Source organism: candidate division KSB1 bacterium, assembly GCA_034505495.1.
In the GTDB taxonomy this organism is placed as follows: domain Bacteria; phylum Zhuqueibacterota; class Zhuqueibacteria; order Residuimicrobiales; family Krinioviventaceae; genus Fontimicrobium_A.
On the sequence record JAPDQV010000019.1, the window covers coordinates 27,953 to 52,568 of the forward strand.

Here is a 24,616-nt window from a genome sequence, read left to right on the forward strand (position 1 = left end):
TGGGACATGACTGCAAATCCGCCGAATTTTTGCCCAAGGAGCCGATTAAACTTTTAGTCGCAGCCTCTCCTGATTTTAACAGACGTTAGAATCTGCCGCGCGCTTCTTATTCCACTACGATGATTTCTTCCACTTGAAACGTCGCTTCTTTTTTCAGCTCCGGCGTCGGGTTGCCTGCATGTCTGCTGAGATAGATGATCGTATACAAGAGAATGAGCGCCGCCAAGAGAAGCCGCAACGGACTAGTTTTTGTCGGGGGCTTGCTGTATCGGATTCTACGGAACTGAATGCGCGGTCTATCCGGATCGTTTTCTGGTTTGTAGTAGCGCGGGATGTACTCGAACTGTCGCGGCTGCTGTAATTTTAAAAACGACATGGCCATACCCCGCATAAATGGACTCATTGCTTGATAATATTCAAACAGAAACGATTCATAATGTCATAAACGCTGCCTCTTGCCGCCGGTGCCTGATTGACTGTGATGCAAAAGATTAAAGTGTCACCGCTGACGGCCTCTGCATAACCGCTCAAAGCCATTACCCCTTCCAGCGTCCCGGTTTTGGCGCGTATGCGGCCTCGACAGAGGGTGTCGCGCATGCGGTGCGCCAATGTGCCGTCTCGGCCGGCGATCGGCAGTGAAGCATAAAAGGCGGAATCGCTCTGCATGACATGCAGCAGTTTAATGAAAGAAATCGGTGTTACGGCGCTTTTGCGCGACAAGCCGGAACCGTCGACGATCGAGTTTCCTTCCATAGGAATGTTGTTTTGTTTTGCCCATTTTTCGATCGCCGAAGCGCCTGATTCAGCGCTACCGATGCCGAAAACCGCAAAACCGACGGCTTTGAAAAGTGCCTCAGCAGCAAGATTGTTGCTGTTCTTGTTAATATCTCTTACAATGTCCCTCAGCGGTTCCGAAACGTGCACGAAAACCGGTGCATAGAGGGGATACGCATATCCAGGCAGATCGTCCAGATCGACCAGCTCAGAGTTGACTTGAATGCCGTTGCTTTCCAACGCTCGTCGCAAAACTTGCAGAGCGTAAAGCGTCGGATTACCCACCGGCAGAGTGCGCTGCTCGGCAGGATACGAAGCCCGCAAGGAGCCGCTCACCAGGATGCGGTCGCTGCCGCGTTGGCGTTCGACGCGAAGACCGGCCGCCTTATCGTCTTCAACTGTTGTACAACGATTCTCAATACTGCCGTTGCGAATCCCTGGAGAAAGACGAACCGTACAGAGTTCTCCGGCTCGATTGCCCGGCGTAACAATCACTCCCACGCAGTTTCGGTTGATGGTGAGGCCGCCTATTGGCGCCGAATAAGCCTGCAGCTCGTTCTCCCATCCCCAGCCCCAGCCAAGAATTTGATCATCAAAAACGCTGTCGTCTCCGATCAGGCGCCCGCGGATCTCTTTAACACCGCGGCGTTTCAACATTGCCGCAAAACGGTTAAAGGAAGCGGAATCCGACATCCCTTCGTACCAAGTCAACGTCGGATCGCCGTCGCCTTTTAGAATAATATCGCCGGTAAACACGCCTGCTCCGGTTCTGCCGCGCATAAAGATTCGCGTCTGAAACCGAAAATCATGCCCTAATATCTGCAGCGCTGCCGCTGTTGTGAACAGCTTCATGGTCGAAGCCGGAAGAAAGGCTTTAAGCTCGTTATAGCGATAGATAAGTTCGTTTTTAGACGGAGAGAAAACCGCCGCGCCCACAAACGAATGACGTAATGCCGGCAGGTTGAATAAAGAGTCCAAACGCACAGCAAGGTTTTGCGGCGATTTCGCATCTTTGGCGGAAATGTTTCGGTCGAGGTCGGCGGCCTGCGCTAAACAGAAAGCCGCCATGAGCAGCAGGAGGAGTTTCTTTACAGCCATTTTCGCAATTCCGTTTTTTCACGGCGCAAAATACACAATCTATAAAACTAAAACAAGGAAAGAAATTTGATTCGTTTACTCTATGAAACGCTTTGATTTGAGCCTGGCGATTGCTAATTTTTACCAATCTTTATCAGGAGGTTGAATGTCTGTCGGTAAAGAGTTTGAAAAACTGGTTGAGATCATGGCCAAGTTGAGGAGCGATGAAGGATGCCCGTGGGATCGTGAGCAGTCCCACAAATCGCTGCGTCGGCATCTGCTCGAAGAGACCTATGAGGTGCTCGAGGCCATCGACAATGAAAATCCTGAGCAGCTGAAGACTGAGTTAGGTGACCTGCTTTTGCAAGTGGTTTTTCACGCTCAGCTTGCGGCCGAGGCGGGCGATTTCAGCATCGAGCAGGTGGTTGAATCGATCAACGACAAGCTGATTCGTCGGCATCCGCATGTTTTCGGCGAGGCCGTGATTCGTACCGCTCAGGAACAAGTGGTGGCCTGGGAGAAAAGCAAGTTAAAAAGGGAAGGCAAGAAATCGGTCATCGACGGCGTCCCTAAACATCTTCCGGCGTTGCTGCGCGCGCATCGGCTGCAGAGCAAAGCTGCTGCTGTAGGATTCGACTGGCCTCAAACCGAGCCGGTATGGGAGAAGCTGGAGGAAGAAATTCGCGAACTCAAGGAGGCCGTGGCGGCACAAAACGAGTCGCATATCGAAGAAGAGTTCGGCGACCTATTGTTTACGCTGGTAAATTTGGGCCGCTTCATCAAGGTCGAACCGGAAGAGGCGCTGCGCAGGACCATCGAAAAATTCGAACGCCGGTTTCGACAAGTCGAAGCGCAGCTGCAGAGCCAAGGCCGGAGCTTGGCCGATGCAACTTTGGATGAAATGGATCGGGAGTGGGAAAACGTTAAAAAGGCGGAGCAGCGAAAATCTAACTGATTTATATATCCGATGCTTCGAAAAGGGGTTTTAAGGCATCCCACGTTTCATAGAGTCCCTGGGGAAGAACTTTGGTGTGTGCCGTGATCGGCATATAGTTGGTGTCGCCATCCCACCGCGGCACAATGTGAAAGTGAAGATGATCGTCAATGCCGGCGCCGGCCGTCTTGCCCAAATTCATGCCGATGTTCATGCCGTGCGGTTTCATGCCGCGGGTGAGCACGCTGCAGCATTTCGTCAGCAGAGACATCATTTCCTGCCGCTCTTCGTCTGACAGATCCTCCAGTCGCGACAGATGACGATAAGGCACCACCATCAAATGACCATTGTTGTAGGGATAATAGTTCATGATGACAAAGCAGGAGGCGCTGCGATGGAGAATTAGATTGCGGCGGTCGTCATTTTCCTTCGGTTTTGTACAAAAAATACAGCCTTCGGGTTTCGGCGCGAGAATGTATTCCATCCGCCAAGGTGCCCAAAGATATTCCATTATGCCGTTGCTCCGGTTTTATTAAAGGATGATAAAAAGGGGTGCAGAGAAAACTGCACCCCTCGATTTTCTTAGGCTTCCGCTTTCGATTCGGCGATGATCTTTGCCTCCAATTCCTTGGGAACGGGGCTGTAATGTGAAAATTTCCGAGTATAGGCTGCCCGACCGCTGGTCAAGGAGCGAAGCGTCGTGGCATAGTTATGCAGTTCGGCTAGAGGCACGTGCGCTTTCACCAGTTGAAATTTTCCCTGCGAATCGGTGCTGAGAATCTTGCCGCGCCGGCTGGAGAGATCGCCCATAATGTCGCCCATGTTCTCTTCGGGACATTTGACCGTGACTTCGTAGATCGGCTCCAGCAGGATCGGCTTGGCGTTCTGCACCGCCATCTTGAACACTTCGCGGCCGGCAATCTGGAAGGCAATGTCCTTAGAATCGACCGGGTGCTCTTTGCCGTCATACACAACCGCCTTTACATCGACGATTTTATAGCCCGCCATCACGCCTTCCTCCAGAACCTGCTTGACGCCTTTTTCGATCGACGGGATAAAAGTCGAAGAAATGGCACCGCCGACAACTTCGCTGGCAAATTCAAAACCGCCGCCGCGCGGCAGCGGCTCGATCCGCATCCACACCTCGGCAAATTGACCGGCGCCGCCGGACTGCTTTTTATGCCGATACTTTTCATCGGCCTTGGCAGTAATGGTTTCGCGATAAGGAATTTTCGGCTTTTTCTGTTCGACGTCGACGCCGAACCGCTCCTTCAGCCGTTGGATGAGCACCGTCAGATGCAGTTCTCCCTGGCCGGAAACGACGGTCTGATGCAGCTCCGGATCGACGACAACCGTAAAGCTCGGATCGATCTCGTTCAAAATGTGCAGGCCGTTGGAAATCTTGTCTTCATCGCCTTTGCTCTTTGGAACCACGGCCACCTGCACCACCGGCTCGGCAAAGGTGATCTGCGGAAATTTTACCGGCCGCTTTTTCGAAGCCAGGGTGTCGCCGGTATGGGTGTCTTTCAGCTTGACCAGGGCGCCGATGTCTCCGGCTTTGACGGCGGCGATCTCTTTACGGTTTTTGCCCAACAGCGAATAAATCTGCCCGATCTTTTCAGCGGATTTGCGCGTCGTATTGGCGACTTCGTCGCCCGGCTTGATCACCCCGGAATAAACGCGGATGAGCGAAAGCTCGCCGATGTGCGCTTCGGACATGGTCTTGAAAACAAAAGCGCTCATTTCCTCGTTTTCATCGCAGATGATATCGACATCGTTGTCTGCTTCATCTTTGGCTTTGTAGGGCGAGCGGTCTACCGGCGAGGGGCCATATTCGCAGATAAAATCGAGCAGCGGCTGTACTCCCATGTTGCGGACCGCCGACCCACAGAGCACCGGGAATAAAGTCTGCTTCACGATGCCCGCCCGCAGTCCGACGGTGATATCCTGCTCGCTCAATTCTCCCGCCTCGAAATACTTTTCGAGCACCGCGTCGTCGCTCTCGGCAATTTTTTCGATCAATGCCGTATGCAGCTCTTCGATCCGGCTTGCCAGCTCGGCCGGAACCTCTTCTTCTTTATACTTGCCGCTCTTGTCCGCGGCAAAAGTAAGCTTTTTCTTGCGCAGCACATCAACAACAGCGTTAAATCCGTCGCCCTGATTGACGGGATAATGAACCGCAACGACGTTGTTGCCGTAGGCTTCCTTCAATGAGGCCAAAGCTTCATCAAATTTTGAATGTTCCCGATCGAGCAGATTGACAAAAAAGAGTCGCGGTACGCCGTACTCCTGAAGAATTTCGACCGCCGCGTCAGTGCCCACTTCGACGCCGTTCACCGCATTTACCAATACAACGGCGAGGTCGGCAACCCGCAGACCGCAGCGCACCTCGCCGATAAAATCAGCATAGCCCGGCATATCGATGAGATTGATCTTGTTCTTTTTCCACTCGAATTGCAAAAGCGAGGCGCTGATGCTGATCTTGCGTTCGATTTCGTCGGAACGATAGTCCGAAGTAGTGGTGCCGTCGTCGACCGAGCCGAAACGGGTCGTTACGCCGGCAGAAAACAGCATCGCTTCACTCAGCGTCGTTTTGCCGATCGATTGGTGCGAGACCAATCCTATATTTCGGATCTCAGAAGCTGCATAATCTTTCACATTTTCCTCCTTTTGCTTCGGGCGCTGCCCGGAGAACTAATTTGTAAGAATTTTTACTGATTTGTCGTCTCATCGCCGCCGCGTTTTGCGGCACAATTGGAATTTTGCTGCCGAAGAAGGCGCTTCAATACTCTGCCGGTAGGACTTTTCGGCAACTTTTCCAGGCACTCGTAATATTTGGGCCGCTTATAGACCGGTAGATGTTCCTCACAATATCGATTAAGAGCTTCAATGTCCAACTTGTGGCCTTTATGCAGAACGAGACAAGCTTTGACTTCAGAGCCGTGCAGCGGGTCAGGAACTCCGACAACCGCCGCTTCTGCTATCCCGGGGAAATTGCAGAGTATCGTTTCGATTTCGCGCGGGAAAATTTCAAAGCCGCCCTTGTTGATGATTTCGTCCTTGCGTTCTAAAATATAAAGATAGTTGTCCATATCTAAGTAACCGATGTCGCCGGTCGCCAGCCAGCCGTCCTGCAGTCGTTTGCGGCTTTCTTCAGGTTGATTGTGATAGCTTCGCATCAATGAGGGACTTTTGACAAAGATTTCGCCGCTCTGGTTGGGCTTTTTGACCCTGCCCTCTTCATCGCGGATCTGCACCTCCACGCCCATCAAAGGCAGACCGACGGCATTTTCACGGCGATCCCGCTCCAGCCGGGAAGAGGAAACCAGCGGTCCGGCCTCGGTAAGGCCGTAGGCCTTGAGGATCGGCACTTGAAACCGGCTTTCGAATTCTTCGATCAAATTCTGCGGCAAATAGCCGCCGTAACTGATCACATATTTGAGAGAAGGAGAAGGAGCGATATTCTCGAGATTGCAGATTGCCCGCAGCATGCCCGGCACAGCAGGGAAAACGGAAATTGAGTGCTTGGAGACAGCCTCCACGACTTCATTTGCTTTAAATCGAGGCAACAGGACCAAAGAGGCGCCGGCCGTTAAACCGGCCTGCATGATAAAAGTCTGGCCGAACGGGTGAAAGAGCGGAATAACGGCAAGGAGGCGATCCTGCGGCGTAAGATGAAACATCTCGATGATGGTCTCGGCATTCGCCAGGACGGCTTCGTGCGTCAATTCCGCCCCTAAAGCAACGTCCGAAATGCCGGAGGTGTAATTGATAATTGCCGGATCGTCGGGTGATACCTGAACGAATTTTTCGAGAGGTTTGGAAGCAGCAATCAGTTGGGTCAATGAATAAGTACCGGCGGGAATTTCTTCACCCAAATAAATGATCGTTCGACATTGTTTTGCGGCGGCGACCGCTGCGGCCGTCTGCGGTTCGAATCCTTGCCACGAGATAAGCAGTTTGGCACCGGAATCGTCCAATTGGCGGGCTAAATCACGAGGATCATTCATAAAATTGAGCGGGACAGCGATCCCGCCGAGAGAGAGGATCGCGTAATAGCTGATGGGAAAATGTGGAACATTGGGCAGCAAAAGAGCCGCCCGATCTCCTTTCTGAATGCCGAGATGTTGCAGCGCTTCGGCAAGCCTTTTAAGCGCTTCGACGAAACGGCTGTAACTCACCGTCGCATCGCTAAATTTCAGCGCCGGCGCCTCCGACCTTTGCTCGGCAGACTGTATAATTTGTGAATGAAGCGTAGACAACTATTCTCCGATAACCGATTTAAAGTCTATTAAAATAGTTTGAATCATCTTAAATGTCAAGAAGTTTTTATCGGATTACTTACTGATTAAATTCAAATTATGGTGATGCAGCATAAATAACCCTATGTCTAATTTCCCGATATTATCAATTCGGCTATTTTTAACAATTAGCTTTTGATGGCGGAAATCATTAACTTTTGCAGGATATTTGCAACGTTTTTTCTAATTTCTTTTGAATGGACATGTCGCCTAAACAAATTTTTTAAACATAATGGACCGAGAGTGAAAAAACCGTCGAAAATTCGCCTTTTATTTTTGAGTTTGGCCGTCGTAATCCTTGTAACTGCGCCGGCTGTGGTCTGGCCGCGGGTTCAGCAGGCCGTCAGCAAATGGATGATTCTAACCATTATTCTTGACCGAATACAGCGCTTTTATGTGGAAGACAGAAATCCTGAAGAGCTCCTTGACTATGCCATCGACGGCGTGATGGCGCATCTGGATCAATATTCGCAGTATTTGTCGCCGGAAGAGGCAAAAGAATATGCAAAGCGTTACCAAGGCTACTATGGCGTCGGACTGAGCTTTCGACTGACCACTCGAGGCTACATTGTCAGCTCGATTCAGCCCAAAAGTCCAGCCGCGGCAGCGGATGTGCGCATCGGCGACGCTGTGCTCAAGATCGACGGCCGCACCATTGCCAATCATTCGCTTCAGCAGTTGGAACAGTTCATTTCGAGTCGTAGAGGGGAAGAGGTTGAGATTGAGCTGATACGACCGCCGGAGAATATCACGGTCACCGTCAGGCCGGCCAAGCGGCAGGTCGATCTTCCCTGTATTCCCTCCGCTTGTCTGCTCAGCGACTCGATCGGATACATTCCCGTTTATCATTTTGGAATAACGGTTGCTGAAGAGTTCGACCGCGTCTTTGATCAACTCATGCAGATCGGAATGAAGCGGCTGCTGCTTGATCTGCGCAACAATCCCGGCGGTGATTTGTCTGCCGGCATTCGCCTTGCCGAACGCCTGATTCCGCCTGGCAGACTAATTGCATACACCAAAGGTCGTACGCCCGAGTCCGAAGAGCAATACGTCTCATCACCGCCGCGCCGATTGCCGACCCTGCCGCTGATTGTTTTGGTCAACGAAAAAAGCGCCAGCGATGCCGAAATTGTTGCCGGGGCCGTTCAGGACTGGGATCGCGGGCTTATCGTCGGTCGTAGAACCTACGGCAAAGCAATGGTGCAGACCGAGTATCCTTTTCAGGACGGCTCGCTTCTATTGTTGACGACGGCCCGCTTTTATACTCCCTTGGGTCGTTTGATTCAAAAAGAAGGAAGTAATGTTTCTGATCAAGTTTTTCGAACGCCGAAAGGTCGTACGCTTACGGCCGGAGGCGGCATTGCACCGGATCACGAAATAACAAAAACGGGGGTAGTTTCTCCGTTAATGAAAAGACTAAAAAGTTCTGCAGTGGATCCGTTTTACGATTTTGCTGATTTCTGGGTGCTGCAGAACGGCTCGATGTCCTATACGGATATCCAGACTTTTCTCAATCAGTTCGTCGTAACTGAGCAATTGTTGCGAAAATTTTTCGAATATTCGGTGTCTCGACGCCTGTCGATTGGAACGGTAGAGTTCGAGCAGAATAAAAAGGAGGCGGCGGACGAGTTGTTTATCGCTGTGGCGCATCGTTTGTTCGGTGAAGAGGGAAGAATTGCCGCCTCGGCGAGAAGGGATGAAGAAGTCACTAACAGTTTAAACTTTTTTGATGAAGCAGCTCGACTTTTGGCAAAGTGACGCCGTTTGAAACGCAGGATGAAAAATTGCTGATCATTGTTATAGTACCCTGACCTATTGGCCTTTGGGAATTGATGAGCGCCGAACGCCAGGCAAAAATTTTGATTGTCGACGATGTTCCGCCGAACCTTGAGTTGCTGAGGTCGTTTTTAGATTCGGAAAACTATCGAATATTTTCCGCCCGTAATTGCGAGGAAGCGCTGAAGGTGGTGGATGAAAACGAACCTGACCTGATCATCTTGGACGTGACGATGTCGAATGCAGGCAGCGTCGAAACTTGCAGACAAATCAAGGCGGTGGATCGGGCCAAATATACGCCGATCATTATGGTGACCGGAACGAACGAATCCGAAAGCAAGATTTTGGGCCTTGAAGCGGGCGCAGATGATTTTGTCGGCAAACCTTTTAACAAAATTGAGCTTTTAACGCGGGTCCGCTCGCTATTGCGGGTAAAGATGCTGCACGATCAGCTGCAGGAAAAGATCGTTCAGCTCGAGCGGGCAAAGGAAAGATTAAAAGAACTGGCCGTCACCGACGGCTTGACTTCATTGTACAATTATCGCTTTTTCAGAGAAGCGCTGACCATGGAAATACGCCGTTCAGAACGCCACAAGACGCCCCTCTCGCTGATCATGTTCGACATTGACGATTTCAAACTCTACAACGATCGTCACGGACATTTGGCAGGCGACAAAGTATTGCAGCAATTGGCGAGTTTGGTGATGAAAAATATTCGTCGTATCGATGTGGCGGTGCGCTACGGCGGTGAAGAGTTTGCCGTTATTCTTCCCGGTACGACGGCGGAAAACGCCTGCTTTGTCGCCGAAAAATTGCGCGGGTTGGTCGAGAACCATCCCTTTCCGCATCGGGAGACTCAGCCGAACGGCAGGATTACCATCAGCGTCGGTGTGGCTTCCTACTCTCCAGCGTTGAATACGTTCGAAGCGTTGGTCGACTGCGCCGACAAACGACTTTATATGGCGAAAGCAAGGGGTAAGAATATTGTCGTTTTTGAGGGAGGTTGTTGATTATGGCGGAATGGATTCGAGAGCAGCTTAGGAGCCGCATCTTCCGCCGCTTGTTCTGGGCAACGCTGGCGGCTGCCGAAATGCCGATTTTTGCCGTGCTTTTTTTGGAAATTCTTCACCCGGTCGGCGGGCGAATCCTTTGGAAAGTTCTGTTTCTGCCGCCGATGGCCGCCTTTGTCGCCGGATTGATTGCCTTTTATCTTTCGCGCATCATTACCCGGCCGATTTCTGAATTCGAAAAAAGCGCCACCAAAATCGCCCGCGGTGATTTTAGCCACGAAATCAAGGTTTTTAACGACGATGAGATCGGCAGGCTGGCTAAGCTTTTTAATTACATGACCCTCGAGCTCCGACGGCTCGATCGGATGAATTTGGCTAAAATCATCGAAGAGCGGCGGAAATTCGAGACAATAATCCGCAACATCGCCGACGGCGTTATTATCACCGATCCGCAGTTAAATATCACGGTCGTCAATGAGACCTTTCGAAAATGGTACGGCCTTAAATCGACTGAACCGACAGGGCACCCTTATTCCGATGTGATCAACGAAAAAAAGCTGCAGCAATTGATAGAGGAGGCAACTTTTAAGGAAAAGGCGGTTTTGCCGGCGGTCGAGTTCTCCATCAAGCCTGCAGGGGAATGGAAAGAACGCGTTCTGCAGGCCCGAGCCGCGCGTGTGCTTCAGGATGACGGGGTGCTCATTGGAGTGGTCACCATTTTGCGCGACATTACCCAACAGAAAGAGATCGACCGGATGAAGACCGAGTTGGTCTCCATGGTGGCGCACGAGCTGCGCTCGCCGCTGACCAGCATCACCGGTTTCAGCGAGCTGCTGTTGGACGAAGATCTTTCACGCGAGCAGGCCGAAGAGTATGCCCGCATCATCTTGACCGAAGCTACGCGCTTGAGCGAGCTGATCAACAAGTTCCTCGACATTTCGCGCATTGAATCCGGACGCATTCAACCGAAAAAGTCCGACATCGATCTCAACGACACGGTGCAGATGGTCATCGGCAACAACTCTTTCCTGGCTGCGCAAAAGGAAATCAAAGTCGAGATTCACGAGGCTCCAAACCTGCCCAAGGTGCGGGCCGACGCGGGCATGATGGAGCAGGTTTTCCTCAACCTGTTCTCCAACGCCGTTAAATACAGCCCGCCGAACACGCGCATCGATATTGTGCTGCGCAGCACCGACTCCAGCGTCATTGTCGAATTTCACGATCAGGGTTACGGCATCCCGCGCGATGCTCTGCCCCGCATTTTCGATAAATTTTTTCGCGTAACCGAGAACGAAAAGGTGCGCGAAGTTGTCGGAACGGGTTTGGGTTTGGCGCTGGTTAAACAAATTGTCGATCTGCACGGCGGCCATTTGGAAGTGGAAAGTCAGGTGGGTAAGGGCTCAGTGTTTAGCGTCCATCTGCCGCGTGCAAATGTAAAACGGCAAACCCTGCCGCTCGATGTGGCGGATGACATCATTCGATAAAGAACAAAACGCAAGCGCTGCTGATTAACGCTTCGCAGGTAGACGGGTTAAAGTCCCGCTCAAATATAAAGTGAAGCGTTTTCGAGGATGATTTTGCCGTCGATTTCGACGCCTGCATTGGCTACAATAAGATCGATGTGGAGCCGGCAGGTGTTGTTGCCGCCGAAGGATAAATTGTTCCCCAAACCGATGTGAACCGAACCGAGCACCTTTTCATCCTCAAGCGTACAACCGCTGAGAACCGCGGCTTCGTTGGTGCCGATGCCGAATTCGGCAATCACGCGCGAAGCCGGTCCGGCTTCCGTCAACATCCGGCTCAGGCGTTTCGCCTCCGGACCGCCGCTTACCCGTACTGCGCGGCCATTTTTGATGATGACCTTGGTTTTTTCACCGTCTCCTGCCGCTGTACCCAAAAGGCTGTCGGCGATCAAAATTCCTTCGCATCGGCCTTCCAGAGGTGCAACCGAGGCTTCTCCGGCCGGCAGATTTGAAAAAGCGCCTTTTTGATGGATCAGACCGGTGTCCGCATAGCCGCGTCGGCGATCGATGGAGAGTCTCAGATCGGTGCCGTTGGGCGCCCATACGCGGACGTTCTTGCCGATGCTGAGGATATCGGCGAGTTTGCGGCTGCGCCGCGCGATTTGTTTAAAATCTGCATCCGCCAAACGGGAAAAGGCGGCATGGGTAATGTTGGGAAGAGAAGCGATGCGTGCACCGGCTCGACAGGCATTGCGCCGCGCGTCAGTGTGGGAGAACGAGGGAGAGGTCAGCGCTATGATCACATCGACTGTCTTCATAAACTCCGCGAGCGGTAAAGGAACCGATGTTACCGTGGTCTTGGAAATCTCCATCATGAGGGTCTGCTTGGAGCGGCGAAGGCTCGCTTCGTAAACAAGCCTGGCCAGCTCGGTGAGGTCTTCCGTCGTTACGATCAGGACGGTTTCATCCGATTGAATATTCAGACAACTTCCGACTACAACCTGCGCGGCCTTTTGTGCTTTGTTCATATTCCCCGCCTGACCTGCGAAAGCTGTTCAGAGGTGCAGCGCGATCAATTGTTGATGCGCCAATTTATTGATGAATAAGCCTACACGTTCATAAACCGGTTCGACCGCTTCACCGTATCGATTCCGCAAGGCGACGGCGATCTCTTTGACCGGCGTTCGGCCGTCGATCTGCCGCCAAATAAAGCCGCCGTATTCATCCAAATGCAGACGCACCGGAAGCGGCTCCCGAAAACGACGGAAAAACCTGCCGAGTAAGGGGATCGGCTGTCTGGGAAGGAGCAGAACGATTTTGCCTTCCTGCTCTTCAAAAGCCGCCGAACGGCTGGGGATCATTTCCAGAACGTTCGGCGGCTGTTGGGCACGACTTTTCTTCATGCTATTTTTGCTTGCTTTCTTCGGCCAGGCGCTTGAGCGGATAATGAATCAAGACATAGCCGAGCAAAACAAATGTCGCCAATCCCAACCACCAAAACCCTTCGAATCCTTCGAGGCCGACGAGTTTTTTCAAATTGACGTTTGAAACGACCAATGCGGCTAAAAGGATACCGACCAACGCCTCGCCTGCAACCAATCCCGAAGCAGTCAACAGGCCGGTATTTTCGACCACCGCCGCATCCTCCTCATTGCGGATGCGCTTGGCGGCCGCCCGATCAAGCAGCCATTTGATGATACCGCCGATGAAAATGGCAAAGGTCGTGTTAAAGGGCAGATACATGCCGACTGAAATCAACATAGGGGAAGGCGCCTCGAGGAGAATCAGCGCTGCGGCAAAGAGCATTCCGGCGATAACCAGAGGCCAGGCCATTTCGCCCGCTACGATACCTCGGCTCATCATCGCCATGAGGCCTGCCTGCGGCGCGGGCAGAGCGTCGCTGCCGATGCCGTTGGCTTTGTGCAAAAGCATGATCGGGATGACCAACACCAACGAGGCGGCCGTCACGCCGATGAGACCTCCGATCTGCATCCTCCAAGGCGTTCCGCCCAACATATAGCCGACCTTCCAGTCCTGCATCATGTCGCCGGCCACACCGGCCACGCAGCAGACAACCGAAGCGACGCCCAGTACCGCGGCGACTCCCGGATCGCCCTTCATGCCGACCAGAACCATCAACAAGGCGGCGATCAGCAGGGTGGAAAGCGTCAGGCCGGAAATCGGGTTGGAGGAGCTGCCTATAATGCCCACCAGATAGCCGGCGACGGCGGCAAAAACGAAACCGGCAAAAGCCATGACAACCGCCGCCAAAACCGCCGAACCCCAATGGCGGCTAAAACTATGGTAAAGCACGACCATGCAGATGACCAGCACGACGATCGCAAGAAGCACAAGGCCAAAGGGAGCATCCTTGTCGATGCGGGAGACGGTCTCGCCGCTTTTGCCGGCCGATTTAATATCCTGAAGACCGCGGCTCAAGCCGCCGGCAAGATTTTTTCGCATACGGAAGAGCGTGTAAAAGGCGCCCACCAGCATGCCGCCCACGGCGATTTGTTTGACCGTCGATCCGTATGCGGCTTTGGCGACCGAAAGCCAATCGCCGCCTTCGGCAAAAGGCGAGAGGGAGTCGCCCATGAGAAAGAGAACGATCGGCATAAGGAACATCCAGCCGAATACGCCTCCGGAAAAGGTAATGGCCGACAGGCGAAAACCGATGATGTAACCGACGCCGAGAAATGCGGGCGAAGCAGAAGGGCTCATCAGCATCATGCCGCCGGAGCGGCTGAACTCTGCTTTGAGGCCGTCTGCCGTCTGCAGCATCTGACTTTTCGAGTTCAAAAGACGAACCACAGACGGATGAAAACGGAAAAAGCCGGCGACGGAATCGCGGATGATCTGCAGGCCGTTCTCGTTTTTCAAGAGTTCGAGGAGAGCTGCCAAGCCCATGGATCCAAATACGTACTTGGCGCCGGACTGCCCACCCTGTCCGGCCTTGACGATTTCAGCGCAGGCTTTACTTTCGGGATAGGGAAGCGTGACATCCTCGATCAGTGAGCGGCGCAGGATAATCACAAACAGCACGCCGAGGATGCCGCCGACCAACATCAAGAGAGTGCTTTTCAAATAATCAAAGTCCTGCCACACCCCGGCAAGCACAAACGCCGGAATGGTAAAAATGGCGCCTGCCGCCAGCGCTTCGCCGACGGCGCCGGTCGTTCGTGCAAGGTTTTCCTCCAGGATCGTGCCTTTCAACGGCTTTAGAACCGCCATAGCGATAACGGCGGCAGGAAATGTCGCCGCTACGGTCATCCCCGCCTTGAGGCCCAAATAGGCATTGGCCGCACCTAAAATTGCCGCCAACAGCACGCCGAGCAGCAACGCGCGCCAGGTCAACTCTTTCATGTCGGATGTCGCAGGGACATAGGGGGTATGCCCGCTTTTTGCCGTGGGAGTTTCCATGATCTTCCTCCTCTATGCTCTTTTCCGAGTGCCGGCATTTTAGCGAAAAATGTACAAAAGGTCAAGCGAAAAGGCGCTTGTGCGGTAACTATTGGATTTTATGGAATCTCTTTTTATATTTACTATTGTTATGGCTTTGTTGAGCGACATCAGCCTCGGACAATATTGTCCTCGCGACTCTTTTATTCATCGCCTTGATCCGCGCACCAAGCTGCTCTCTGTTTTGTTTCTAATGACGGCGCTGCTCTTTTCTTTTCGTTTTCCGGTTCTCATGGCTTTTTTCGCCGTCATCCTGGCGGCTGTTTGGGGCTCGCGTCTACCGGCGGCTTTGGTGCTTCGTAATTTGCGGCCGTTTTTATGGCTTTTTTTGCTCACCATTGCCGTACATTTGTTCTGGACGCCTGGGCGAGTTATTGCGCGCCTGCCGATTATCCAGGCGAAAATCAGCGAGGAAGGGCTGCGTACCGGACTGTTTTACACGATTCGACTGGCGCTTCTCATTGTTGCGGCCGCCTTATTGACGCTGACGACCTCTCCAGTTGAGCTGACCGACGGACTGGAGCGGCTGTTCAAGCCGCTGAAACGATTCCGCGTACCGGTTCATGAGATCGTCATGATGTTGACGCTCGCTCTGCGTTTTATCCCAACGCTGCTCGAAGAAGCTCAGAGGATCCGCAATGCCCAAATGTCGCGCGGCGTCTCTTTCGAAGGCAGCCTGGTGCAGCGCATCCGCAACACGCTGCCGTTAATTCTGCCGCTTTTTTTCTCGGCTTTCCGCAGGGCAGATGAATTGGCGATGGCCATGGATGCCCGCTGCTATACCGGCGGAGACGGCCGTACCAGCTATACGCGGCTTGCTTTTCGCTTTGCCGACTATGCGGTTCTGCTCTTTTCCGCCGCTCTGTTGCTGCCGGCATTTTTCTTCTAGTTGCCGGAGGATGCTTGCGCAACATCAAGCTGACTTTGGAATACGACGGCACCGATTTTTGCGGATGGCAACGACAGGCGGGCGACCGCACCGTGCAGGAGGCGGTCGAACGTTCTTTGTCTCTCTTGACCGAAGAGACCATAAGAGTGACGGCAGCCGGCCGCACCGATTCCGGCGTGCATGCGATCGGACAGGTGATCAATTTCAAGACCGATAGCCCACTGCCCCTCGAAGCCTTTGTACGCGGCGGCAATTCGCGGCTGCCGAAGGACGTTAGGATCCTAAAGGCTGAAGAAGTGCCGCTCGAATTCAGCGCCAGATATTCGGCTGTTGCCCGAGTGTATCGCTACTATATTTCGGATCGGGCGTCGGCAGTCGGCAGACAATACGCCTGGCATTATTGGCGGCCTTTGTCGCTGGAAAAACTACGCGAATTCTGTCCGATCATATTAGGCGAACATGAGTTTAAATCGTTCTGCCAAAGCGGCGCCGATGTCGATCACTTTATCTGCGATGTCCGATGGGCGTGGTGGAAACGCAGTGAAACCGGTCTTGTATTTGAAATCTGCGCCAACCGATTTCTTCATGCCATGGTGAGAATTTTGGTCGGTACCATGGTAGATCTGGTCAAAGAGGAAAAAGGTCCGGCTGAATTGCTTCGCATTTTAGAGGCGCACGACCGGCGGGCAGCGGGGCCTACCGCTCCGGCTTGCGGCCTTTTTTTAGTTCGAGTTTTTTATCCAAACGATCTGTAACCCAACTAAAGAGGATGCATCATGCAACTGTTCATCGACTCTGCAAATCTTGACGAAATTCGCAAGGCGGTGGAATTGGGCCTTTGCGACGGCGTAACTACCAATCCGACTCTATTAGCCAAAGAAAAGGAATCGCCTGAAGAGATTTATCGCACTATTTGTGAAATGGTCAACGGCCCGGTGTGCGCTGAAACGATCGGCCAGACGAAAGATGAGATCATTACCGAAGGAAGAAAGCTCAAATCCATTCATGAAAATATCGTGGTCAAGATTCCCTGTACGCTCGACGGCCTGGCTGCCGTTCGCGTGCTGGAGCAGGAAAACATCCATACAAACGTCACGCTGATCTTTACGCCTCTGCAGGCGCTGCTTGCCGCCAAAGCCGGCGCAACCTATGTTTGCCCCTTTGTCGGCCGTCTGGATGACGCCGCCCATGAAGGTATGGAGCTCATCCGTCAAATCCTCGCCATTTTCGAAAACTATGGATTTTTAACCCAAGTGATCGTCGCGAGCGTGCGCGGAGTTATGCATGTGCTCGATTCAGCCCTGGCGGGTGCGCATGTAGTCACGGTTCCTTTTGCGGTGCTGGAAAAAATCGTCAAGCATCCCCTGACCGACGCAGGCGTTGCCGCTTTTTTGAAAGATTGGCAGAAAACCAAACGCCGCGCCTAACATGAGGATTAGGCCATGAAAAAAATCTCCGTTTTCAAGGGCTTTGCCCTCGGAGTATTGTTCGCAGCCGTCTTTTTTACGCTTTGCGAAGCGAACAAGTCCGCGCCTCGAACTTCATTCGGTGCGGCTGCGGCGAACCCTCAAAACGACGGCTCTGTGCTGCAGAACGACATTACGGCCTCGCGGCAAAACGCCATTACCAGAGCCGTCGCCAAAGTTAGTCCGGCTGTCGTCAGCATCAACGTCACTCAATTACAGGAATACTACACGGGCAACCCCTTTTTGGACGACCCGTTCTGGCGGCAGTTCTTCCGCTACGATCGCATCATGCGCGAAGTGCACGGATTGGGTTCGGGTTTCCTGTTCACCAAGGAAGGATACGTACTGACCAACCAACATGTGGTGAATCGTGCCCATTCGATCGTCGTCACCCTGTCCGGCGGTGAAAAATTCGATGCCGATTTGGTCGGAGAGGATTATAAAACTGATATTGCCGTCTTGAAGATTAAAGGCCGCGACTTTCCCGCCGTGCAATTGGGCAACTCGGACGACATCATCATCGGCGAATGGGTCATCGCCATGGGTAATCCGTTCGGCCTGTTCGATATTGCCGCCAGGCCGACGGTGACGGTCGGTGTAGTCAGTGCGGTAGACATGGACTTTGGCGGCATCGTGCAGGATCGCGTTTACGAGGATATGATTCAGACCGACGCCTCGATCAACTCCGGCAACAGCGGCGGGCCGTTGATCAACGCCGCCGGAGAGGTCATCGGCATCAACACCTTTATCTACACCAGCGGTTCCACCGGCAGCGTCGGCGTCGGCTTTGCCATTCCCATCAATCGCGTCAGGCTGATCGCAGCGGATCTGATCAAATACGGCTCGGTACAGCGCGACATCTGGACGCAGATCCAGTTCGACGATATTACTCCCATGGTCGCCTATTATCTCCGCCTCCCCTCGACCGACGGCGTCATCGTCACCAATGTCGAACGCAACAGCCCCTGGCAGGAGGCGGGTTTGGAGGCGGAGGACGTCATCCTCGAGATCGAAGGGAAGGCAATCCGTTCCAAAAAGGATGTCGAAAAACTAAAGGCTTCCCTCAAGCCGAAAAGAGGTGAAGTCATTACGTTGAAGGTCTACCGCAACCGACGCATTTATCGGGCTGAAGTAAAGTTTTAAGAGGGAAAGCCCATGATCGCCCGCTATACTCGTCCTGAAATGGCTGCTGTTTGGAGCGATGAAAACAAGTACCGTACCTGGTTGGCGGTAGAGATCGCCGCCTGCGAGGCGCAGGCCGAGCTGGGCCATATACCGGCTGAAGCGGTCGAGGTCATCAAACAAAAGGCCTCGTTCGATGTTAATCGTATTCTCGAGATTGAGGAGACCGTCAAGCACGACGTCATAGCGTTTTTGACCAATGTGGCCGAGTTCGTGGGACCGGAGGCCCGCTATATACATTTGGGCATGACCTCCTCCGATCTTTTGGATACCGCCTTGGCGCTGCAGATGCGTGAGGCGGCCCGCATCATTCTCCAGGATATCGACGCGCTGCTGACGGTGCTGAAACGCCTGGCTTTGGAGCACAAGTATACGGTCTGCATCGGGCGGAGCCATGGCGTTCATGCGGAACCCACGACGTTCGGACTCAAGGCGGCGCTCTGGTTCGATGAGATGCGCCGCAATCGGGAGCGTTTTGAACGCGCCGCCAAAAACGCCGCCCGCGGCATGTTTTCCGGCGCAGTAGGCACCTTTGCTTACATCGATCCGCAAGTGCAGGAGATCGCCTGCGCCAAATTGGGACTCGATTCCACGCCCATCTCCACGCAGGTCATCCAACGCGACGTCCATGCAGAGTACCTGATGATGCTGGCGCTGATCGGCTGCACGATCGAAAAGATTGCCCTCGAAATTCGCCACCTGCAGCGGACGGAGGTCAGGGAGGCAGAAGAGCCGTTTAGCAAGGGACAAAAAGGTTCCTCGGCGATGCCGCACAAACGCAATCCGATTGCCAGCGAGAATTTGACCGGACTTGCACGACTGCTGCGCGCCAACGCCGGTGCCGCCCTCGAAAACGTCGCCCTTTGGCATGAGCGGGACATCAGCCATTCCTCGGTTGAGCGGGTTATCCTGCCGGACAGCACCATCCTCGCCGATTATGCGCTGGCTCGACTGACGCGGGTGCTCGACAATTTGGTGATCTATCCCGAAAACATGCGCAAAAACCTGTCTCTGACCAACGGACTGATCTTTTCGCAGGCGGTGCTGTTGGCGTTGACGGAAAGCGGCATGAGCCGCGAAGACGCCTACCGTATAGTCCAGAATCGATCCATGGAATGCTGGGAAAGCGGCGGCGACTTTAAAGCTCTGCTGCTTAACGATGCGGAAGTGACGGCACGCCTGACGAGAGAGCAGATCGAAGCCTGTTTCGACGAACGGCGGGCGGTTCGGCATGTGGATACGATCTTTCGCCGCGTGGGATTGGAGGGTTAACGTGTCCGTACCCTGTTGGATAACCAGGTAAAATTGGGAGATATTATGAGCAGAGAAGGCATACCGACCGTCTTGGGGTTGTTGGGATTTGCTGCTTTTCTGGCTTTTCTCGGTTGGAAGTACGGAAACGTGCTGATGCTGGTCATTGCCGGACTGTTTGCCGGCGCAGGACTTTTTTCGATCTACTTTTTCCGCGATCCATTACGGACGCCGCCGAACGATCCTTTTGCTATAGTATCGCCTTGCGACGGAACCGTCATCGAGATCGAAAAAGTCGAGGAACCGGAGTACATGCAGGCCAAAGCGGAGCGCATATCGATCTTTATGTCGGTTTTTAACGTGCACGTCAACTATGTGCCTTACCGCGGTGTGGTGGAGTTTATGCGCTATGTTCATGGGCGGTATTATCGCGCCGATCTGCCGCAGGCGTCGAAGCACAACGTTCATATCCTTACCGGCGTTCTGACGCCCTACGGCAAAATGGTTTTTAAGCAATCCACGGGAGCCATCGCCCGAAGATTGGTCAATCATCTCAAGATCGGCGACCAGGTGCAGACCGGTCAAAAATTCGGCATCATCAAATTCGGGTCGCGCATGGAGGTCTATCTTCCTGCGTGTGCAAAAGTGAACGTCAAAATAGGAGACAAGGTCACGGCTGGTGAGAGCGTGATCGCAAGAATCGATGAAAAAGAAAAATAGACAGTACCTGAACGTCCCTAACCTTTTCACCGCTGTCAATCTATTCAGCGGTTTTCTCTCGGTTTTGATGACGTTAGGCGGCAACTACGTTGCCGCCGCCTGGCTGATCATTATGGCCGCTTTTTTTGACGCCATGGACGGCCGCATCGCCCGCATGACGGGGGTAAGCTCCGAATTCGGCCTGCAGATGGACTCGCTCTCGGATGTCGTTTCAGCCGGAGTAGCGCCCTCGGTCCTCGTTTACCAGTTCCATTTTCGCCAATTGGGAAGCCATGTTGCTCTCGGCATCATGGTTTCGTTTCTACCTTTGCTGTTCGCCTCTTTTCGGCTTGCACGTTATAATGTCGTGTCGATGAGCGAGGGTCACTCTTCGGATTACATGGGGCTGCCTGCCCCCACGGCCGCCTCCACGATAAGCGCCGTGGTTCTGCTGTACATCCAGAGCGGTTGGCCGTTTCTGCTGCGGCTCCTTGTCATCCTGGTTCCCATCGTTTCCATTGCCATGGCCAGTGAAATTCGCTATGAAGGACTTCCCAGCTTTAACCTCAGGGAAAAAGGCAAAAATCGCCTCAAGTTAATTGTCATCATGATTACGCTCGTCGGGGTGGCGATCAAGACGGAGCTGACCATGTTCATTTTCGCCATGCTTTTTCTGCTCTCCGGTCCCTGTGCGGCCATCTGGAAAGTGTTTCGAACGCCCCGCGAGCGGGCCGCCAAAGAGTGACGGCGGGTTTTCCATTATTAAGCGCTTTCAGGCGTCGTTCACTCGGCTTGCCGCTGAAGCACAAGTTATTGCTTGCAAATGAATTGTTTTTAGAATAAATTAAACTGATTTGCTAATGGTCGTTGTTTGGAGGTGTCTATGTTTCCGGCAGTCGGCATGTCAGAAATAGCCGTCATTATGCTGGTGACTTTGCTGCTTTTCGGTTCCAAGCGCCTGCCTGAGGTGGCACGCGGCATCGGCAAGGCCATGCGTGAATTACGAAAAGCGGCCGAGGATGTCAAACGAGAGATAGACCTTTACGATAAATAAACCTTTAATCATAGGAGTTAAAGATGTTCGGCGGATTGGGACCTTCGGAACTTTTAGTTATCTTTTTTGTCATTATTCTCCTTTTCGGCGGCAAGAAGCTGCCTGAATTGGCAAAAGGTCTGGGGAAAGGCATTCGCGAGTTCAAGAGAGCGCAGCAAGGCGAGTTCGACGAGCCGGAGGAGAAAAAGAAATCTTCGGACGAATGAACCGTTCAGCCTCTGTTTGTTTCTGCCATTCATTCTTCGATTTTCTATTTACTGCAGCATTTAATCAAAGTTAAGGAAAAGCTTTTCGCTGCTTTTCCTTTTTTTAGTTTGTGCGGATGTTGAAAGAAGTCAGGGATGACCTCCATGTTCAATTTGTCGAGCGATTATTCGTCCCAGTCCATGCAGTTTCAGGCAGGAAAAATTTCTTGTCGGGAAACAGTTTCGGCATATTTGACTCGGATTGCTGAAAATGCGGAGCTGAATGCGTTCATCACCATCCTTGGGGATGCCGCAATAGCACAGGCGGAAAAAGTGGACGCCAAGATCCAGGCCGGAAACGCCGGCAAGCTGGCGGGCATGGTGCTGGCGGTAAAAGATCTGATCGCCATGCGCGGCGCCCCGACCACCTGCGGATCGAAGATTTTGTCCAACTATTACTCGCCTTACGATGCCGCCGTCATCGAAAAACTGGCGGCAGAGGATGTTATTTTCATCGGCAAGACGAACCTCGACGAATTCGGCATGGGTTCATCCAATGAAACTTCCTTTTTTGGACCGGTGCGTAATCCTCACGATCCGCAAAGAGTCCCCGGAGGTTCTTCGGGAGGCTCGGCGGCAGCCGTGGCTGCAAATCTATGTACTGCAGCCCTGGGCACGGATACGGGCGGTTCAATTCGTCAACCTGCGGCAATGTGCGGTGTCGTCGGCCTCAAACCCACATACGGTCGAGTCTCGCGCTTTGGACTTGTGGCATATGCCTCATCGCTCGATCAAATCGGCCCCATCACGCGTTCCGTCGATGATGCAGCGCTGCTGCTCAGCATTATTGCCGGGCATGACCCCCGCGATTCGACATCGGTCGATGTCCCTGTCGATGATTATCTTTCGTACCTCGACCGCGGCGTGGACAAGCTAAAGATCGGCCTGCCGAAAGAATATTTCGGCCCCGGAGTCGAACAAGAGATTATAAACGCTATCGAACGGCAAGTCGATCTGCTCAAGTCGGGCGGCGCAGAAATTGTCGAGGTTTCCCTGCCGCATACCGAATATGCTGTCGCCGCCTATTATCTGATCGCTTCTGCCGAGGCGTCGTCAAATTTAGCGCGCTATGACGGCGCCCGCTACGGATTCCGACATCCCGAGGCAAAAACAATGCAGGAGATGTACATCAAAAGCAGAAGCGACGGCTTCGGCGCCGAAGTCAAGCGCCGGATTATGCTCGGCACCTACGTGCTCTCTGCGGGCTATTACGACGCCTATTATCGCAAAGCCCAGCAGGTGCGCACGCTGATCAAGCGCGATTTCGAGCAGGCCTTTCAGCAGGTCGATTGTTTGTTGACCCCTGTCTCGCCGACGACCGCCTTCAAGATTGGTGAAAAGACCGGCGACCCGCTGCAAATGTACCTCTCCGATGTCTTTACCGTCTCCTGCAATCTTGCCGGTTTGCCGGGGCTGAGCGTGCCGTGCGGCAGGGATCGTAACGGGATGCCCATCGGCCTGCAGCTTTTAGCCAAACCCTTTGACGAGGGCAAATTGATTGCTGTCGGCAATTACATCGAATCGAACAACTCATCTATTCGGATCAGCCTATGATCTACGAGCCCGTCATCGGCCTGGAAATTCATATCCAGCTCAAAACCGCCTCGAAAATTTTTTGCGGATGCTCCACCCGCTTCGGCTCTCTGCCCAACACGCAGGTCTGTCCGGTCTGCCTGGGGCTGCCCGGATCTTTGCCGGTGCTCAATCGCCGAGCAGTTGAATACGCCGCCCGTCTGGCGTTGGCGCTGAACTGCCGGATCAATCCCTATTCCGTCTTTGCGCGCAAAAACTTTTTCTATCCCGACATGCCGAAGGGGTATCAGATTTCGCAATACGAGCTGCCTTTTTGCCAAAACGGCTATTTTGACATTTACGTGGCCGGCACGACTCGGCGCATCGGCATTGCGCGCATCCATTTGGAAGAAGATGCGGGCAAATCGCTGCACGCCGAATCATTTGTCGATCGAAACGAAACGCTGATAGACCTCAACCGCAGCGGCATGCCGTTGTGCGAAGTGGTCACCGAGCCGGACTTTTGTTCTCCTCAGGAAGCCGTTGAATTCCTGGTACGCCTGCGCGAATTGGTCGTCTTTCTCGGGATCTGCGACGGAAACATGGAAGAGGGCAGCCTGCGCTGCGACGCAAACGTATCCATCAGGCCGAAAGGAGAGGCGGTCTTTGGCGTCAAAACCGAGCTAAAGAATATGAATTCCTTTCGCGCCGTGGAAAAGGCACTTGAATACGAGATCCATCGCCAGGAGCTGGTATTGGACAGCGGCGGTCAGATCGAACAGCAGACTCTGCTTTGGGATGCCGGCCGCAACGTCGCTTCGGTTATGCGGACCAAAGAAGAGTCGCACGACTACCGCTATTTCCCCGATCCCGATCTGGTGCCGCTTACCTTTTCGGTCGAGCAGATCGAAGAGATCCGTCGCTGCATGCCGGAACTGCCGGATGAAAAGCGCAAACGCTTCGTCGCCCACTACCGCCTTTCGGAATATGATGCCATGGTGCTCACCGAATCGCCCGAGCTGGCCGATTACTTTGAAGCAGCAGCCAAAAGCGTCGGCGACAAAAAAGCTGCGGCCAACTGGGTGACGGGCATGGTCATGAGGGCGATCAAGGACACCGGCAATCCGCCGGATCGATTGCCGTTTACGCCTGCACATCTGGCCGAGCTGCTGCGCCTGCTTGAAGAACGACAGATCAGCTCAACGGCGGCCAAGCAGATTTTTGAAGTGTGCGTTGCGACGGGCAAAATGCCCGTTGTTGTCATGAACGAGCTCGGCCTACGGCAAGTCGAAGATACGAATTTCATCGACCAAGCGATAGCTCAGGTTCTTTCAGATTTCCCTGCCGAGGTCGATTCTTACATTCGAGGTAACGAAAAAGTCTTTGCTTACCTTATGGGACAAGTCATGCGCGTTACGGCCGGAAAGGCGGCTCCTCAGGTTGTTGCTCAGACGCTGCGAACACGACTGCAGGAGATCAAATCGGGAACTGCCTAACCCTTGCGTCAGCAGAGTTGCTTGTTCC

23 protein-coding genes are annotated in these 24,616 nt (G+C 53.2%); 15 read left to right on the forward strand and 8 right to left on the reverse strand.

Going from position 1 to position 24,616, the window contains the following annotated elements:
• Positions 1–106: 106 nt before the first annotated feature.
• Together ONB24_09095 and dacB are read right to left on the reverse strand one after the other, a co-directional pair.
• The gene (locus tag ONB24_09095) at positions 107–376 is read right to left on the reverse strand and encodes a hypothetical protein (protein ID MDZ7316263.1); all 270 of its coding nucleotides are present in this window, start codon (positions 374–376) and stop codon (positions 107–109) included.
• A 23-nt stretch (positions 377–399) separates the two neighbouring features.
• Entirely contained in the window at positions 400–1,872 is a 1,473-nt protein-coding gene (dacB, locus tag ONB24_09100; GenBank protein ID MDZ7316264.1) for a D-alanyl-D-alanine carboxypeptidase/D-alanyl-D-alanine-endopeptidase, read from the reverse strand.
• Between the two features lie 145 nt (positions 1,873–2,017).
• Between dacB and mazG the strand changes: the two genes are divergently transcribed.
• Positions 2,018–2,806, forward strand: a complete 789-nt coding sequence (gene mazG, locus ONB24_09105) for a nucleoside triphosphate pyrophosphohydrolase (protein MDZ7316265.1) — start codon at positions 2,018–2,020, stop codon at positions 2,804–2,806.
• A gap of 1 nt (position 2,807) precedes the next feature.
• Here mazG and ONB24_09110 read toward each other — a convergent pair whose 3' ends face one another.
• The 3 genes from ONB24_09110 to ONB24_09120 form a co-directional block, all read right to left on the reverse strand.
• A complete protein-coding gene (locus tag ONB24_09110) occupies positions 2,808–3,296 on the reverse strand; it encodes an HIT domain-containing protein (protein ID MDZ7316266.1) in 489 nt (162 codons plus the stop codon).
• A 71-nt stretch (positions 3,297–3,367) separates the two neighbouring features.
• Positions 3,368–5,443 (reverse strand): elongation factor G, encoded by a 2,076-nt coding sequence (gene fusA, locus ONB24_09115; GenBank protein ID MDZ7316267.1) that lies wholly within the window; start codon positions 5,441–5,443, stop codon positions 3,368–3,370.
• A gap of 53 nt (positions 5,444–5,496) precedes the next feature.
• The gene (locus ONB24_09120; protein MDZ7316268.1) at positions 5,497–7,047 is read right to left on the reverse strand and encodes an AMP-binding protein; all 1,551 of its coding nucleotides are present in this window, start codon (positions 7,045–7,047) and stop codon (positions 5,497–5,499) included.
• Between the two features lie 282 nt (positions 7,048–7,329).
• Between ONB24_09120 and ONB24_09125 the strand changes: the two genes are divergently transcribed.
• From ONB24_09125 to ONB24_09135, 3 genes are all read left to right on the forward strand, one after another.
• Entirely contained in the window at positions 7,330–8,844 is a 1,515-nt protein-coding gene (locus ONB24_09125) for a S41 family peptidase (GenBank protein ID MDZ7316269.1), read from the forward strand.
• 74 nt (positions 8,845–8,918) lie between these two features.
• Complete coding sequence (locus ONB24_09130; protein MDZ7316270.1) at positions 8,919–9,872, forward strand: diguanylate cyclase; 954 nt, start codon at positions 8,919–8,921, stop codon at positions 9,870–9,872.
• Between the two features lie 2 nt (positions 9,873–9,874).
• Positions 9,875–11,356 carry a cell wall metabolism sensor histidine kinase WalK gene (locus ONB24_09135; GenBank protein MDZ7316271.1) on the forward strand — a complete coding sequence of 494 codons (1,482 nt, stop codon included), beginning with the start codon at positions 9,875–9,877 and terminating at the stop codon, positions 11,354–11,356.
• Between the two features lie 59 nt (positions 11,357–11,415).
• On the opposite strand, the gene ONB24_09140 is transcribed toward ONB24_09135, so the two are convergent.
• Genes ONB24_09140 through ONB24_09150 form a run of 3 tightly spaced genes read right to left on the reverse strand, consistent with a single transcriptional unit; the run spans position 11,416 to position 14,755 of the window.
• Positions 11,416–12,363 carry an aminopeptidase gene (locus ONB24_09140; GenBank protein ID MDZ7316272.1) on the reverse strand — a complete coding sequence of 316 codons (948 nt, stop codon included), beginning with the start codon at positions 12,361–12,363 and terminating at the stop codon, positions 11,416–11,418.
• 27 nt (positions 12,364–12,390) lie between these two features.
• Entirely contained in the window at positions 12,391–12,738 is a 348-nt protein-coding gene (locus tag ONB24_09145) for a PqqD family protein (protein MDZ7316273.1), read from the reverse strand.
• A 1-nt stretch (position 12,739) separates the two neighbouring features.
• Positions 12,740–14,755 (reverse strand): oligopeptide transporter, OPT family, encoded by a 2,016-nt coding sequence (locus tag ONB24_09150; GenBank protein ID MDZ7316274.1) that lies wholly within the window; start codon positions 14,753–14,755, stop codon positions 12,740–12,742.
• Between the two features lie 100 nt (positions 14,756–14,855).
• On the opposite strand from ONB24_09150, the gene ONB24_09155 reads away from it, so the two are divergent.
• From ONB24_09155 to gatB, 11 genes are all read left to right on the forward strand, one after another.
• A complete protein-coding gene (locus ONB24_09155) occupies positions 14,856–15,683 on the forward strand; it encodes an energy-coupling factor transporter transmembrane protein EcfT (GenBank protein ID MDZ7316275.1) in 828 nt (275 codons plus the stop codon).
• 14 nt (positions 15,684–15,697) lie between these two features.
• Positions 15,698–16,438: a tRNA pseudouridine(38-40) synthase TruA gene (gene truA, locus ONB24_09160; GenBank protein ID MDZ7316276.1), complete on the forward strand. Its 741-nt coding sequence runs from the start codon at positions 15,698–15,700 to the stop codon at positions 16,436–16,438.
• 21 nt (positions 16,439–16,459) lie between these two features.
• The gene (gene fsa, locus ONB24_09165; protein MDZ7316277.1) at positions 16,460–17,110 is read left to right on the forward strand and encodes a fructose-6-phosphate aldolase; all 651 of its coding nucleotides are present in this window, start codon (positions 16,460–16,462) and stop codon (positions 17,108–17,110) included.
• A gap of 15 nt (positions 17,111–17,125) precedes the next feature.
• Positions 17,126–18,292 (forward strand): trypsin-like peptidase domain-containing protein, encoded by a 1,167-nt coding sequence (locus ONB24_09170; GenBank protein ID MDZ7316278.1) that lies wholly within the window; start codon positions 17,126–17,128, stop codon positions 18,290–18,292.
• Between the two features lie 12 nt (positions 18,293–18,304).
• Positions 18,305–19,603 carry an adenylosuccinate lyase gene (purB, locus tag ONB24_09175; GenBank protein MDZ7316279.1) on the forward strand — a complete coding sequence of 433 codons (1,299 nt, stop codon included), beginning with the start codon at positions 18,305–18,307 and terminating at the stop codon, positions 19,601–19,603.
• A gap of 45 nt (positions 19,604–19,648) precedes the next feature.
• Complete coding sequence (locus ONB24_09180; GenBank protein ID MDZ7316280.1) at positions 19,649–20,302, forward strand: phosphatidylserine decarboxylase; 654 nt, start codon at positions 19,649–19,651, stop codon at positions 20,300–20,302.
• Entirely contained in the window at positions 20,286–21,026 is a 741-nt protein-coding gene (pssA, locus tag ONB24_09185; protein MDZ7316281.1) for a CDP-diacylglycerol--serine O-phosphatidyltransferase, read from the forward strand. The genes ONB24_09180 and pssA overlap by 17 nt, the downstream gene beginning before the upstream one ends.
• A gap of 138 nt (positions 21,027–21,164) precedes the next feature.
• Entirely contained in the window at positions 21,165–21,335 is a 171-nt protein-coding gene (tatA, locus tag ONB24_09190) for a twin-arginine translocase TatA/TatE family subunit (GenBank protein ID MDZ7316282.1), read from the forward strand.
• 23 nt (positions 21,336–21,358) lie between these two features.
• Positions 21,359–21,541: a twin-arginine translocase TatA/TatE family subunit gene (locus ONB24_09195; protein ID MDZ7316283.1), complete on the forward strand. Its 183-nt coding sequence runs from the start codon at positions 21,359–21,361 to the stop codon at positions 21,539–21,541.
• Between the two features lie 144 nt (positions 21,542–21,685).
• Positions 21,686–23,134: an Asp-tRNA(Asn)/Glu-tRNA(Gln) amidotransferase subunit GatA gene (gene gatA, locus ONB24_09200; protein MDZ7316284.1), complete on the forward strand. Its 1,449-nt coding sequence runs from the start codon at positions 21,686–21,688 to the stop codon at positions 23,132–23,134.
• Positions 23,131–24,588 carry an Asp-tRNA(Asn)/Glu-tRNA(Gln) amidotransferase subunit GatB gene (gatB, locus tag ONB24_09205; protein ID MDZ7316285.1) on the forward strand — a complete coding sequence of 486 codons (1,458 nt, stop codon included), beginning with the start codon at positions 23,131–23,133 and terminating at the stop codon, positions 24,586–24,588. Before gatA ends, gatB begins: the two co-directional genes overlap by 4 nt.
• The last annotated feature ends 28 nt before the right edge of the window (positions 24,589–24,616 follow it).